The organism is Kibdelosporangium persicum, assembly GCF_013280595.1.
GTDB lineage: Bacteria > Actinomycetota > Actinomycetes > Mycobacteriales > Pseudonocardiaceae > Kibdelosporangium > Kibdelosporangium persicum.
Window position 1 is genome coordinate 33,827 of the sequence record NZ_JAAATY010000002.1, and the last position, 14,007, is coordinate 47,833.

The window sequence follows — 14,007 nt, forward strand, 5'->3', positions numbered from 1 at the left end:
GTCGGGATTCCACCGGAATCGGTGCCTCCGCAGAAGTCTCGGTCGCCGGACCGCCCCGCCGGCCACCGGATCCACCGGTGGCGACGGGGCGTGGAGACCTTTTTCCGATCTCACTCATGGCGAAGTGTGCCAGCCTTTACCCATGTCAGGCGATAGCCTTGATGGCCGTCAGCAGCTTGTCCTGGAACTCCTGGGGCAGCGGCGAGTAACCGGCGTCAGCGAGACCGGCCTGTGCGTCGGTCGCGGCGACGGTCAGGAACGCCTTGACGGCCTTGGCGGTGTCGGCGTCGTAGCCCTTGGAGCAGACGATCTCGTACGTGGCGAGCACCAGCGGGTAGGAGTTCGCGGTCTTGCTGGCGTACAGCGCCTTCAGGTCGAGCTGCAGGTCGTTTCCGGAGCCCTTGACCTTGGCCTCCTTGATCGCGTTCGCCGCCGTCTCGCCGGTCAGCGCGACGCCACCGGAACCACTGTCCAGCTTGGCCATGCTCAGCTTCTTGTCCTGCGCGAAGGACCACTCGACGTAACCGATGGTGCCGTCGGCGGCGGCGATCGCGTCGGCGACACCCGGCGAGCCCTGCGCGCCCTGGCCGACGCCACCGTTGAACTTCTTGCCCGCGCCCTTGGTCCAGCTGCTGGCCGCGGCCGCGCCCAGGTACTGCTGGAAGTTGTCGGTGGTGCCCGACTCGTCACCGCGGTAGATCACGACGATCGGCTTGGCCGGCAGAGCCTTGCCGCCGTTCGCAGCGGTGATCGCGGCGTCGTCCCAGGTCTTGATGGCGCCGGAGAAGATCTTGGCCAGCACGTCCGGGGTCAGCGTGACGTCGGTGGCGCCCTCGAGCTTGTAGGCCACCGCGACCGGGCCGAACACCAGCGGCAGGTTCCACGCCGGGTTGCCCTTGCACCGTTCCTGCGCCTTGGTGGTCTCGTCGCCTTCCTTCAGCGGCGAGTCGGAGCCGCCGATGTCGGCGATGCCACCGTTGAACTGCTTGATGCCGTTGCCGGAACCGGACGACGTGTAGGCGAGCTGCTGGCCGGCGCACTTCGCGCCGTAAGCCTGGGTGAACACCTCCATGGCGCCCTTCTGGGCGCTGGAGCCCTCGGCGACAAGACTCTTCTTGCCACCACAGTCCACCGGGGCGGTGTTCGTGGGCGCGGGCGCGCCGGCGTTGCCCCCGCTCTGCGGGGTGTTTTGGTCCGAGCCGCACGCGGTGAGCGCCAGCGCGCCGGCCGCCATGAGGCTGATCAGGGCGCCATGCCGCTTGATCTTCACCAGTTCCTCCAGTCGAGGATTTTTCGTCCGATTCGCGACGAGCTCGCCGCTCGTGACGGGACGCTAAGCAGCCCGGCCGAACGGATGCCCCTCTAGAGATGAACGACAGGTGAACAAGGCACCCATTGTGAGCAGGGCTACCCCATTGGAATGGCGCCGTGACCTCGCCGCGACCTGGAGGTTTGCGGTGAGTGATTGAGCATGTGGCTACCGTGCGTACTGCACACCGGCGTCGAGCAGGCCGAATCCGAGCCTCCGATAGACGGCGATCGCGGGCGCGTTGTCGCTCTCGACATACAGGATGACCCGAGGCAGACCGAGTCCTCGCAGGTGACGCAGCCCGGCGAGGGTCAGCGCCTTGCCGAGGCCGCCGCCCTGGGCGTCCGGATCGACGCCGACGACGTACACCTCGCCCGTCGAATCCGGATGGACCTTGGTCCAGTGGTAGCCGATGATCCGGTCCCGCGAGTCGACGGCGAGGAAGAACCCGGCCGGGTCGAACCAGCCCTCCTTCTCGGCACCGAGGACGTCGTCGACCGTGAGACCGCCTTGTTCGGGGTGCCAGGAGAAGGCCCGCGCGTTCACCGCGACCATGGCTTCCTCGTCCTGTCCCGGCACGAACGTGCGCAACCGCACACCCTCGGGCAGCCGCGGCTCGGCGAACTCGCCGGCGCCGAAGTCCATGCCCATCCGGTGCAGCTCGCGGACGCGCCGCAGGCCGTGTTTCTCCGCCAGCCGGGCGGCGCCCGGGTGATCACGGTGCGACCAGATCCGCAGCGGGTCCGCGCGCTCCAGCACTGCCGTCAGCAGCTGCTCACCAATGCCCTGCCTGCGGAAACCCGGGTGCACGACCAGTTCGGCCACCTGGTTGCCGAGCTGGTCGCCCGCGGTGTCGATGTTCGCGTACCCCACCACGCCGTCCTGGACGGCGAGCAGGTGCACGTCGCCGGACGGCAGGTCGATCCCCGCCTCGTCGGACACCAGCAGCTCACGGACTTGCGCTGTCTCCAGCTCGGACAGGGTGGGACGCCAGACGAGTTCGGTCACACCCTTACTGAACCACGTCCAGGCTCAGTGATTCCGCCACTGGCGCAGCGGCGGCTCCTTTGGGCGGCTGGACGAACTTGTAGCCGACGTTGCGCACGGTCCCGATCATCTGCTCGTGCTCGATGCCGAGCTTCGCGCGCAGCCGCCGGACGTGCACGTCCACCGTCCGGGTGCCGCCGAAGAAGTCGTAGCCCCAGACCTCCTGCAGCAGCTGCGCGCGGGTGAACACCCGGCCGGCGTGCTGGGCGAGGTACTTGAGCAGCTCGAACTCCTTGTAGGTGAGGTCGAGCGGACGGCCGCGCAGCCGGGCCATGTACGTGGCCTCGTCGATGACCAGCTCGCCGAGCCGGATCGCGCCGTCGCCGCTGCCCTGACCGGCCGGGCCGCGCGAGGTCAGCAGCCGCAGCCGGGCGTCCACCTCGGCCGGGCCCGCGGTCGGCAGCAGGATCTCGTCCACCCGCCAGTCGGCGGTCACGGCCACCAGGCCGCCCTCGCCGACGATCGCGATCACCGGGCCGGAGTCGCCGCCGCTGGCCAGCAGCCGGCAGAGGCTCTTGGCGCCGGCGAGGTCGGTCCGGGCGTCGACCAGCACCGCGTCGCGGGAACCCGCGTCGAGCAGTGCGGTGACCTCGGGCTGCTGCGTGCGCACGGCGTGCGGGAGCAGCATCAGGGAGGGAAGCACCGAACCCGGCTCTGGGTCCGCCGTCAGCAGCAGCAGGTCGAGGCTCATGTGGGCCTACCGCCTCTCAGAAGGGGCCAACGCGGTTGTCCAGCAGAATAGCGAGCGTGGCCGGAAAAACCCCTGTTCGTAACACGCGGTTCACACACGTGGGGCAAGTCACCGCTGATGGAGTAATGCCGCGAGCACGTCGGGCGAACCGGAATTCCGTGATGATTTCGTGCGGTTTCCGCGGCCACGGAAGGTCTTCCGGGAAATCGCCCGCCGGGCCGGAGAAGGTCCTCGACGTGGACGCCGGTGTCCGATTCGCGCGCACGCGGCCCTGCCAAGGTCACCGCCGTAAGTGCTCGACGGGCGGCGCCTATCCTAGGTGCGCGGTCGCGGGGCTGTGGCTCAGGCCGGGCGTGCGGCCGGGTCTGGTAGACCGGATCGCGATCTGACTGAACGAGACGCGTCCCGATGCGTCCGACAAAGAAACATCGACACAGGTGGTGGCATGACTGCAGTGCCGAACGCAACGGCTGACCCGTCGAGGCCGAGCAAGCCGAAGCGATCGAAGACGCGTCCGCTGGTCATCACCCTCGTGATCCTGCTCGCCCTGCTGGTCGGGGTGGATTTCGGCGCCGCCGCGGTGGCGGAGTACCAGGTCTCCAAGCGCGCGAAGGAGGCGTTCGGGCTGTCCGACGACCCGGCGGTGACCGTGCGCGGCTTCCCGTTCCTGACCCAGGCGATCGGCGGCGAGTACGACCACATCACGGTGGACGCCCGCGGTGTACCGATCAAGGACATCCTCAAGGACGTCGAGGTGCACGCCGACCTGCGCGGCGTCCAGGCACCGCTGTCGGACCTGCTGGCCGGGCGGACGGACACGATCTCGGTCAAGGAGATCGAAGGCCAGCTGCGGGTCAAGGAGGCCGACTTCAACCGCGCACTGCAGTCCAACCAGCTGCGCGTGCGCACCAGCGACATCACGAACGTGACGATCGCGCCGGTCAGTGAGAAGCGGGTGAACGCCACCGCGAGTGGCGAGGAGGACATCGACGACAAGGCCGACCAGGAGGCCCTGAAGCAGGAGTCCGAGGACACCACGGCGGGCGTGCGGGTCGGCGCGACCGTCGACTTCGCCGGACAGCAGACCGACATCGTCGTCTACGCGATCGTCAGCCTGGTCGAGGCCAAGATCCAGGTCGCCCCGAAGCGGATCTCGCTGGCCAACTCGATCGGCGACAACCTGCTCGCGCCGAACATCCAGCAGCAGCTGCTGCCGCTGTTCGCGGTCAACCTCGACCCGGGCAAGCTGCCGGTGGCGATCACGCCGACGGCCGTGCAGGTCGACCCGGGCTCGCTATCGTTGAAGGGCAAGGCGCAGGACGTGAAACTGCGAGGCTTCGTGGGATGACCGGGGTCTGGGTGCTGATCGGCACGCTCGCCGTGGCGAGCCTGCTCGGTCTGGCCTGGCGCCGCTCCCAGGGCCGGGTACGCCAGGGAAAGACCGTGATGCTTCCCCCTGAACTGCACAAACTGGTGGATCCGGGCAGCCGGGTGACGCTGCTGCAGATCTCGACGACGTTCTGCGCACCGTGCCGGCACACCCGGATTCTGCTGTCCGACATGGCCGAGAAGGTCGACGGCCTGCGGCACGTCGACTTCGACGTGACCAACCACCCCGAAGTGGCCTCGTCGCTCGGCGTGCTCACCACGCCGACCACGCTGGCCGTGGACGCGAAGGGCACGGAGCTGATGCGAGTGGGCGGCGTGCCCAAGCGGGACAGGCTGCTCGACGCGTTGCGTCCGCACCTCGGCTGAGCCGCTCGATCGTCTGTCCCAGTGGGTGGACAGCGGTGCTCTGAAATGTGAGATCCGGGTACCCTCACCACCGTGTATACGTTGCTGACCAGGCGCCGCGCGGTGGACTACTGCCGCGTGGACTCGAGCCTCTGTCCAGCAACCCTCTGACCAGGCGATCCCGCGCCCGAAAGCTCTGAAGAGAGCGGCGCATCCCGCTGTCTGCCCGCAGGTCAGGAGGACACATGTCCGTCGATCCCCGTGGTCCCCGGCTCGCCGCCTGGATCACGACCGCTGTACTGGCCGTCGCGCTCGCCACGCAATGGTGGCCACTACTCGCTGCACAGGCCGTGATCTTCGCCATCGGCGCGTTCGCCGGGTTGAGATACGCACCCTATTCGTTGATCTACAAGCACTTCGTCGCGCCGCGGCTGCGGCCGACCGGCGAGCGGGAGGACGCGGCTCCGCTGCGGTTCGCCCAGGGCGTCGGGTTCGCCTTCGCCGCTGTCGGCACGGTCGCGTTCGTGCTGGGCGCCTCCACGCTCGGCATCGTCGCGACGGCGTTCGCGCTGGCCGCGGCGTTCCTCAACGCCGCGTTCGGCTTCTGCCTCGGCTGCGAGACCTACCTGCTGCTGCGCAGGCTCACCCCGTCCGTCGGCCGGCAGACACCGGCCTGATCCGCCCCAACCCCCCGAAGAGAAAGTGAGAGGCGCTCGATGAGCCGCGAAAACGTGCTGGTGTCGGCCCAGTGGGCCGAGGACAACCTCGAGACGCCAGGGGTGGTGTTCGTCGAGGTCGACGAGGACACCAGCGCATACGAGACCGGGCACATCCCGGGTGCTGTCAAGGTCGACTGGAAGAACGAGCTGCAGGACCCGGTCCGCCGCGACTTCGTCGACCGGGCGGGCTTCGAGAAGCTGTTGTCCGAGAAGGGAATCGCCAACGACGACCTGGTGGTCCTGTACGGCGGCAACAACAACTGGTTCGCCGCGTACGCGTACTGGTACTTCAAGCTGTACGGCCACGAGACGGTGAAGCTGCTCGACGGCGGCCGCAAGAAGTGGGAACTGGACGGCCGTCCGCTGTCGCAGGACGTCGTCAAGCGCGACGAGACCCAGTACACCGCGCAGGAGCAGAACCTCAAGCTGCGGGCGTTCCGCGACGAGGTGGTCGACGCGATCGGCACCAAGAACCTGGTCGACGTGCGGTCGCCGGACGAGTTCAGCGGCAAGCTGCTGGCCCCGGCGCACCTGCCGCAGGAGTCCGCGCAGCGTCCCGGCCACGTGCCGAGCGCGATCAACGTGCCGTGGGCCAAGGCCGCGAACGAGGACGGCACCTTCAAGTCCGACGACGAGCTTCGTGAGATCTACAAGGAAGCCGGCATCGACGAGGCCAAGGCGACCATCGCCTACTGCCGGATCGGGGAGCGTTCGTCGCACACCTGGTTCGCGCTGCACGAGCTGCTCGGCTACGAGGACGTCAAGAACTACGACGGTTCGTGGACCGAGTACGGGTCGCTGGTCGGCGTCCCGGTCGAGACCGGCACTGGCAAGGAGTGAATGTGAGCAGCAGCTGCGGAGCACCTGACCAGGCCGCGCCGATCGCGGGCGCGGAGGGCCAGACCGTCCTGTCCGGACGGGTTCTGTCCGGAGAGGCCCCGGTCGGCGGCGCGTTCGTGCGCCTGCTCGACGGCAACGGGGACTTCACCGGCGAGGTCGTGTCGTCGCCCGACGGCGAGTTCCGGTTCTACGCCGCGCCCGGCACGTGGACGGTGCGTGCGCTGCACCGCACGGGCAACGGCGAGGCGTCGGTCCAGGCCGACGGTCCGGGCGTGCACGAGGTGGCCGTGGCCGTCGCCTGATCGACCCTGACGCGACAACCGGGTGGCCCGAACGGACCACCCGGTTTTTTGCTGCCCGGTGTCCTGGCCCCTCGGGCTGTCGCGAGCCGCGGCCCGACGGCGGTTATCCTCAGTGCGTGCACCTGATTTTCACCTCGTTGCTGGTCATCATGGCCCTCGCGACCCTGTGGTTCGCGGGTTACGTCGTCTACCGGCTGTACAGCGACCAGCGCTGATGAGCACGGACAACAGCGAGTCCGTGCCGGGAAGTGGCGACGCGGCCGTGCAGGCGGCGGCGGAACGGGCCAAGCTGACCCGGCACCGCAACGTGCCGCAGTTCGACGACATGCCGATCCCGGCGGACACGGCGAACCTGCGCGAAGGCCCGGAGCTCAACGACGCGCTGCTGGCGTTGCTGCCCCTGGTCGGCGTGTGGCGCGGCGAGGGCGAAGTCGTCTATCCCACATTGGACAAGACTCACAAGTTCGGCCAGCAGCTCACGTTCGCCCACGACGGCAGGCCGTTCCTGTACTACGAGTCCCGGGCCTGGCTGCTGGACGACGACGGCAACGTGATCCGTCCGGCGGCGCGCGAGGTCGGCTGGTGGCGGCCGCAGCCGGACGACACGATCGAGCTGCTCCTCACACACGCGACCGGGATCGTGGAGATCTTCTACGGCAAGCCGCGCACGCAGACCTCGTGGGAACTGGCCACGGACGCGGTCGTGCGGACCGCGACGGCCAAGGAGGTCCTGGGCGCCAAGCGGCTGTACGGCCTGGTCAACAACGGTGACCTGGCGTACGTCGAGGAACGCGCGATGGTGGGCCAGGAGCTCCAGCCGCACACGTCGGCGTACCTGACTCGTATCGTCGGCTGACCACGCCTATGCGCATACGGCGGTGCGGTTCGGACGCGATGCTCGTCGAAGTGGATTCCCTGGACGAGGTCGACGCCGTACGGGCCGCGCTGGCCGAAGCCGACCTGCCGGGCCTGGTGGAACTGGTTCCGGCCGCGAGGACCGTACTGGCCGCTTTCCAGCCCGGTTCCGGTGGCCTGGCGCGCGTCAAACCGCTGCTGGACACCATCGACCTGACCAAGCGCGTGCGGACCGAGCCACGTGAAGTGGTGATCCCGGTGCACTACGACGGCCCGGACCTCGACCTCGTCGCCGAGACCGCGGGGACGGACGTCGATGGCGTGGTCGCGCTGCACACCGGCGCCGAGTACAAGGTGGCGTTCTCCGGGTTCGCGCCCGGCTTCGGGTACCTGGTCGGCCTTCCGCGGGAACTGCGGCAGCCCCGGCTGGAGAACCCGCGCAAACGTGTCGAGCCTGGTTCGGTGGCGATCGCGGGCGAGTTCACCGGGGTCTATCCGACGGCCTCGCCTGGTGGCTGGCGGTTGATCGGGCGCACTGACGTCACGTTGTTCGACTCGCGCCGTGAACCGGCGGCGTTGCTGGCACCCGGGGATGTCGTGCGGTTCGAGGCCGTTCGATGAGGGCGCTGACAGTCCTGGCCACCGGGCCGCTGGCGTTGATCCAGGATCTGGGCAGGCCGGGGAACGCGCATCTGGGCGTGCCGCCGTCGGGCGCCTTGGACCAGCCGTCCCTGCGGCTGGCCAACCGGCTGGTGGGCAATCCGGAGTCGGCCGCGGGCATCGAGACTCTGCTCGGCGGGTTGTCCGTACGCGCTGAGGCCTCGTGCACGGTCGCGGTGACCGGACCGCAGGTCAGCGTTTCGGTTTCCGGACGTGCGGCCGGTTCGCACCATCCGGTGCACCTGGCCGCGGGCGACGAGCTCGTCATCGGCACCCCGGCTGCCGGGCTTCGTTGCTACGTCGGGGTTTCCGGCGGCGTCGACGTGCCGGAGCAGCTCGGGTCCCGCGCGACGGACGTGCTGTCCGGGATCGGGCCCGAGCCGTTACGGAAAGGCGATGTGCTGCCGCTCGGCACGCCGGGCCTGCCGGTCGGCGTCGACGAGATCGCGCCCGCCCGCACCCCGGACGACCTGGTGATCCCGGTGGTGCTCGGGCCACGCGAGGACTGGTTCACCGATCCCGGCACTCAGATCGCCTCGGGGCAGTGGAAGGTCTCGCCGGAGAGCAACCGGGTCGGCGTGCGTCTCGTCGGCACGGCGTTGCGCCGGTGCGAGCGGTTCCAGGACGTGGAGCTGGCCAGCGAGGGTCTGGTCACCGGCGCGATCCAGGTGCGGCCCAACGGGTTGCCGGTGATCTTCCTCGCCGACCACCCGACCACCGGCGGTTACCCGGTGATCGGTGTGATCGGCTCGGGCAGCCTGCCTTCGCTCGCCCAGGCTCGGCCGGGCGTCCGCGTGCGCTTCCGGCCGACGGCCTGACAACCGTTTCGGCATGCAGAACAACTGGGACCGGCCGTTGTGCGCCGGGTCGCAGCGCCGCAGTCTGGTCTAGACCAGTGTGTCGCTGACCACGGCGTGAGGAACCCTGCCATGTCTCACAGACCTCGCTCCACCAGAACCCGTCTGATCACGGCCCTCGCCGCGGCTGTGCTGGCACTCGCGGGTACCGTCTCGCTGAGCGCGCCCGCACATGCCGCGGGCAGCCTGAGAGCCGCGTTCTCCTTGTCCGGCAACGTGGGGACGTACACCGTCACCAACGCGGGCACGGCCACCGTGACCGGATGGGCGATCACCTTCGAAGTACCCGCGGGCGTCACCGCGAGCACCGGCGAGAACGGAACCGTGTCCCAGTCCGGCACTTCCGTGACACTGACCCCGGCGTACTACATCAACTCGCTGGGACCAGGGCGTTCCACGTATCCCTACAACCCCACTGTCCGGTTCAGCACGGCGACGACTCCGACGAACTGCCGGATCGACGACGGCAACTGCGACGGTTCGGCGGACACGCCACCGGCCGCGCCGACGAACGTGCGGGCGACCGTCAAGACGACCAGGACAATCACGTTGGAGTGGAACGCTTCCGCAGCGGGATCGCTCCCAGTCGTCGGCTATGAGGTGTACCAGGGCACCACTCTCGTCGCTTCGCCGACGACCACGACCGCGTCCATCAGCGGGCTGACTCCGAACACCGACTACACGTTCACAGTCGTCGCGATGGACCGCAAGGGGACCAAATCTCCGGCCAGTGCGGCTTTGACCGTCCGCACGAACAACCCGAGCGACGACACCCAGGCGCCTTCCGTGCCCGGCGGTTTCCGTTCGACCAGCGCCGACTCCGGCAGCGTTTCGTTGGCGTGGAACGCATCCACCGACAACACGGGTGTCGTGGCGTACGACGTCTACAACGGCTCGACGCTCGCGATGACCGTGACCACGACGTCCGCGCGCGTCACCGGCCTTGCTCCGTCCACGAGGTATACCTTCACCGTCCGCGCCCGCGACGGCTACGACAACGCTTCAGCCGCGAGCGCTGCCGTCACCGTGTCCACTCAGGACATTGTCGCGGGATACGCGAAGGTCGCGTACTTCGTACAGTGGGGCATCTACGGCAGGCAGTACTTCGTGCGCAACCTGCACACCTCAGGTGCCGCAGGCAAACTGACGCACCTGTTGTACGCGTTCCAGAACATCGACCCCGTCAACCTGACCTGCCAGTCCGGCGTCACCAAGGGCACATCGCCGGACCCGCAGGACCCCAACCAGGGTGACGGCGCGGGCGACGCCGAGGCCGACTACAGCCGTCCGTTCGCCGCGGCGCAGTCCGTCGACGGTGTGGCGGACACCGGCTGGGAGCCGTTGCGCGGCAACTTCAACCAGCTCAAGAAGCTGAAGAAGCTGTACCCGAACCTGAAGATCCTGGTGTCGCTGGGCGGCTGGACGTATTCGAAGTACTTCTCCGACGTGGCCGCGACCGACGCGGCCCGCAAGAAGTTCGTGGCGTCCTGCGTCGACACGTGGCTCAAGGGCAACATCAAGCCCTACGGCGGCGCCGGCGGCCCGGGCACGGCGGCCGGGATCTTCGACGGCATCGACATCGACTGGGAATGGCCGGGCAGCCCGGACGGTCACGCCGGAAACCACTGGAGTCCCAACGACAAGGACAACCTGACGGCACTGCTGGCCGAGTTCCGTGCGCAGATGGACGCGTACGGCGCCACCACCGGCAAACGTTACGAGCTGCAGGCCTTCACACCGGCCGACCCCGCGAAGGTCACGGCGGGCTGGGACGTCAGCAAGATCTTCCAGTACCTCGACGTGGCGAACGTCCAGGGCTACGACTTCCACGGCTCGGGCAGCGACAACTCGTGGGAGCCCAACCGCACGGGGCACCAGGGCAACCTGTACGCCGACGCGGACGACCCGTACCCGGTCAAGTTCAGCGCGGAGGCCGCGATCAACGCGTACACCAACGCGGGCGTGAACCCACGCAAGCTCACGCTCGGGCTCGCGTTCTACGGCCGTGGCTGGCAGGGCGTGGCGAACGGCGGCAAGAACGGCGAATGGCAGAGCGCGAACGGGGCCGCGCCGGGCCAGTTCCCGGAAGAAGCAGGCACCCGCGGCTACGGCAACCTGGTCGCCGGTGTCCCGGGGTGCACGGTCCACCACGACGAACCGGCGGTGGCGACCTACTGCTACACCGGCAGCCAGTGGTGGACGTTCGACGACGTCTGGTCGATCCAACGCAAGACCGCGTGGATCAAGCAACGCGGCCTGCTGGGCGCGATGGCGTGGGAGATGTCCGGCGACCCGGGCCTCCTGATGAACGCGGTCGACACCGGCCTCCGCTGAAAAACCCTCGTGAGTGTTTATCCGTGTTCTAACCCTGATAAACACTCACGAGGGGTTACCTGGTCAGTATTCGGAGTCGTACAGGCGGGTCAGCTCACCGTGCAGCGCTGTGCTGTCGGTGAGCTGGACGCCGTCGAGGGTGTGCACGCGGGTGATCTTGCGGACGCTGGAGGCCAGGAAGATCCCGTCCGCCTCGGACAGCTCCGGGACCTGGATCGGCTCGGTCTTCACCGACCAGCCCTCCCGCTCGGCGGCCCGGAACAGCGCGGCCTGCGTGGTGCCGGGCAGGATGCCGATGGTCGCCGGCGGGGTCCGCAGGGTCCTGCCGGTCACGGCGATGAGCGTGGACGTCGGACCTTCGAGCACGGACCCGTCCGAGGTGGTGAAGATGACCTCCTCGGCACCGCGGCGCTCGGCCTCCCGGAGCGCGGCCATGTTCACCGCGTACGACAAGGTCTTGGCGCCCAGCAGCAGCCACGGCGCACGCACGGCCGCGTCGGCGTCGAAGCCCCGGTCGAGGGTCACGGCCGAGATCCCGGACGCGCGCTGGCGCTTGACCTTCTCGGCGATCTCCAGGCCGAGGGCGAACCCGGTCGGCGTTCCGTCGCCGCCTTCCACGCCCCGCGTGTACACCCATTTGAGTGCGATCTCGGATCCGCCGGTCCAGTTGTCGAGCACCGCCTGAGTCGCCCGGTCGAAGTCGGCGCGGGACGGTTCGGGCAGGTCCAGCATCGCGGCCGACCGGACCAGGCGGTCGAAGTGCGGGCCCAGCTCGCGGGGCTTGCCGTCGACCACCAGCACTGTCTCGAAGATCCCGTCGCCGCGCATCACACCGAGGTCGTCGACGCGGATCAGGGGATGGGCGGGATCGGCGAGCGTGCCGTCGAGGAGCGCAAGTACTGGCATGAGGATGAACCTACTCCCGCATATATTGGGTTGGTGGAGACGACTCGTAAAGAACGGGCGGCGCTCAAGTCCACGCTGCATGAACGCGGCATGCGGATGACGCCGCAGCGCCAACTCGTGCTCGACGCGGTGGTGGCGTTGGAGCACTCCACACCGGAACAGGTGTGCAAACACGTCCAGAAGACCACCCCGACGGTCAACATCACGACCATCTACCGGACGCTCGACCTCCTCGAACAGCTCGGCTTGGTGCGGCACGCGCACATCGGGCACGGCGCGCCCACGTACTCGGCGCGCGACCACGAGCACGTGCACCTGGTCTGCCACCAGTGCAGCGAGGTGGAAGAAGTGCCGTGTGAGCTGCTCGACGACCTGGCGGGAACACTGCGGGACCAGTACGGGTTCAAACTTGACGCCAGCCATGTCGCACTGTCCGGCACCTGCCGGAACTGCATCAACGGGGAGAACCAGTGACGCTGCCGGGAGCCGTGCCGCCGCAGGAGGACAACCCTGACCAGGGAGTCGCCTGGCACTACGGCGACCCATTCGGTGAGCAACGGGCCGCCGCGCGCACGGTCGCCGTCGTCGACAGGTCGAACCGCGAGGTCATCGCGGTCCCTGGGGACGACCGGCTGAGCTGGCTGCACCTGATGATCTCGCAGCACGTCAGCGAGCTTCCGGAGAACACCGGGACCGAGGCCCTCGTGCTGGACAGCCAGGGCCGCGTGGACGCGCACATGGTGCTGGCCCACCGTGACGGCACGGTGTGGATGGACACCGAGCCCGGCGCGCACGCCACCGGCGCCCGAGGTGACCAGCAGAGCCTGCTCGAGTACCTGGAGGCCATGAAGTTCTGGTCGAAGGTCGAGCCACGGGACGCGACCGCCGAGATCGCCGTGCTGTCGCTGATCGGACCGGAGGCTGTGCCGGCGCTTGAGGCTGTCGGCCTCAACGCGCCAACCGACACGTACGGCGTCGACGGGATGGTCCGCCGGATGCCGGGCAGCACCTTCGATCTGCTCGTTCCCCGGGCCGAGCTGGCCACGTGGTGGTCTCGGCTGACCGAGGCGGGGGCGCGTCCGATGGGCAGCTGGGGGTACGAGGCGCTGCGTGTGGAGGCCCTGCGTCCGCGACTGGGCATGGACACCGACGAGAAGACCATCCCGCACGAGGTGAACTGGGTTCCGTCGGCCGCGCACGTGGCGAAGGGCTGCTACCGCGGCCAGGAGACAGTGTCCAAAGTGCACAACATCGGCCGTCCGCCGCGCCGGATGTTGCTGCTGCACCTGGACGGCTCCGCCGACTCGCTGCCGTCCACGGGTGACCCGGTGAACGCGGGCGAGCGGACTGTCGGCCGAGTGGGCACGGTCGTGCAGCACCACGAGCTCGGCCCGATCGCGCTGGCGTTGATCAAGCGGTCCGTCGGCCCGGAGACCCCGTTGACCGCAGGCGGCGTGTCCGCCGCGATCGACCCGGACTCGATCCCGCCGGACACGCCCGGGCTCGGCCGGGAAGCCGTCAAGCGCCTGCACAGCTGACCGGACGCCGGGCGCGGGTGGATCGACCGAACGGCCCACTCCGCCGACAGCACGACGGACGCACTGGCCCCCGCCGTCCGACCGGAAGATTTCCGGCGGCCGCACCAGCGGGTGTTTCGACGTTCAACCATGTCGGCCTGCCGCGGGCGAACGATTGCAACAATCGGGTTCTGGGACCGGTCCCCGACGACACACGGCCCGGCGCTGTGTCACTA

General features: G+C 68.8%; 15 protein-coding genes. 11 read left to right on the top strand and 4 right to left on the bottom strand.

Going from position 1 to position 14,007, the window contains the following annotated elements:
• Positions 1–145: 145 nt before the first annotated feature.
• The 3 genes from pstS to GC106_RS04670 form a co-directional block, all read right to left on the bottom strand.
• Positions 146–1,270: a phosphate ABC transporter substrate-binding protein PstS gene (gene pstS, locus GC106_RS04660; RefSeq protein WP_312872427.1), complete on the bottom strand. Its 1,125-nt coding sequence runs from the start codon at positions 1,268–1,270 to the stop codon at positions 146–148.
• Positions 1,271–1,477: 207 nt separating this feature from the next.
• Positions 1,478–2,317 (bottom strand): mycothiol synthase, encoded by an 840-nt coding sequence (mshD, locus tag GC106_RS04665; protein WP_173124795.1) that lies wholly within the window; start codon positions 2,315–2,317, stop codon positions 1,478–1,480.
• Between the two features lie 4 nt (positions 2,318–2,321).
• Positions 2,322–3,047 (bottom strand): winged helix-turn-helix transcriptional regulator, encoded by a 726-nt coding sequence (locus GC106_RS04670; protein WP_173124797.1) that lies wholly within the window; start codon positions 3,045–3,047, stop codon positions 2,322–2,324.
• 445 nt (positions 3,048–3,492) lie between these two features.
• On the opposite strand from GC106_RS04670, the gene GC106_RS04675 reads away from it, so the two are divergent.
• The 9 genes from GC106_RS04675 (at position 3,493) to GC106_RS04715 (ending at position 11,348) form a co-directional block, all read left to right on the top strand.
• Positions 3,493–4,395 (top strand): LmeA family phospholipid-binding protein, encoded by a 903-nt coding sequence (locus GC106_RS04675; protein WP_173124799.1) that lies wholly within the window; start codon positions 3,493–3,495, stop codon positions 4,393–4,395.
• Positions 4,392–4,802: a TlpA family protein disulfide reductase gene (locus GC106_RS04680; RefSeq protein WP_173124801.1), complete on the top strand. Its 411-nt coding sequence runs from the start codon at positions 4,392–4,394 to the stop codon at positions 4,800–4,802. The genes GC106_RS04675 and GC106_RS04680 overlap by 4 nt, the downstream gene beginning before the upstream one ends.
• A 224-nt stretch (positions 4,803–5,026) precedes the next feature.
• Positions 5,027–5,458: a DUF4395 domain-containing protein gene (locus GC106_RS04685; protein ID WP_173124803.1), complete on the top strand. Its 432-nt coding sequence runs from the start codon at positions 5,027–5,029 to the stop codon at positions 5,456–5,458.
• Positions 5,459–5,497: 39 nt separating this feature from the next.
• The gene (locus GC106_RS04690) at positions 5,498–6,340 is read left to right on the top strand and encodes a sulfurtransferase (protein WP_173124805.1); all 843 of its coding nucleotides are present in this window, start codon (positions 5,498–5,500) and stop codon (positions 6,338–6,340) included.
• Positions 6,337–6,642, top strand: a complete 306-nt coding sequence (locus GC106_RS47540) for a DUF1416 domain-containing protein (RefSeq protein ID WP_376777703.1) — start codon at positions 6,337–6,339, stop codon at positions 6,640–6,642. Before GC106_RS04690 ends, GC106_RS47540 begins: the two co-directional genes overlap by 4 nt.
• Positions 6,643–6,856: 214 nt before the next feature.
• Entirely contained in the window at positions 6,857–7,498 is a 642-nt protein-coding gene (locus tag GC106_RS04700) for a heme-binding beta-barrel domain-containing protein (protein ID WP_173124809.1), read from the top strand.
• 8 nt (positions 7,499–7,506) lie between these two features.
• Entirely contained in the window at positions 7,507–8,118 is a 612-nt protein-coding gene (locus GC106_RS04705) for a 5-oxoprolinase subunit B family protein (protein WP_173124811.1), read from the top strand.
• Positions 8,115–8,975 (top strand): 5-oxoprolinase subunit C family protein, encoded by an 861-nt coding sequence (locus GC106_RS04710; RefSeq protein ID WP_173124814.1) that lies wholly within the window; start codon positions 8,115–8,117, stop codon positions 8,973–8,975. The genes GC106_RS04705 and GC106_RS04710 overlap by 4 nt, the downstream gene beginning before the upstream one ends.
• A 111-nt stretch (positions 8,976–9,086) precedes the next feature.
• Positions 9,087–11,348: a glycosyl hydrolase family 18 protein gene (locus GC106_RS04715; protein WP_173124816.1), complete on the top strand. Its 2,262-nt coding sequence runs from the start codon at positions 9,087–9,089 to the stop codon at positions 11,346–11,348.
• Between the two features lie 63 nt (positions 11,349–11,411).
• Here GC106_RS04715 and GC106_RS04720 read toward each other — a convergent pair whose 3' ends face one another.
• Complete coding sequence (locus GC106_RS04720; RefSeq protein WP_173124818.1) at positions 11,412–12,254, bottom strand: aminodeoxychorismate lyase; 843 nt, start codon at positions 12,252–12,254, stop codon at positions 11,412–11,414.
• Positions 12,255–12,344: 90 nt separating this feature from the next.
• On the opposite strand from GC106_RS04720, the gene GC106_RS04725 reads away from it, so the two are divergent.
• Complete coding sequence (locus GC106_RS04725) at positions 12,345–12,728, top strand: Fur family transcriptional regulator (RefSeq protein ID WP_246364951.1); 384 nt, start codon at positions 12,345–12,347, stop codon at positions 12,726–12,728.
• Positions 12,704–13,792, top strand: a complete 1,089-nt coding sequence (gene ygfZ, locus GC106_RS04730; RefSeq protein WP_173125515.1) for a CAF17-like 4Fe-4S cluster assembly/insertion protein YgfZ — start codon at positions 12,704–12,706, stop codon at positions 13,790–13,792. The genes GC106_RS04725 and ygfZ overlap by 25 nt, the downstream gene beginning before the upstream one ends.
• Positions 13,793–14,007 lie beyond the last annotated feature (215 nt).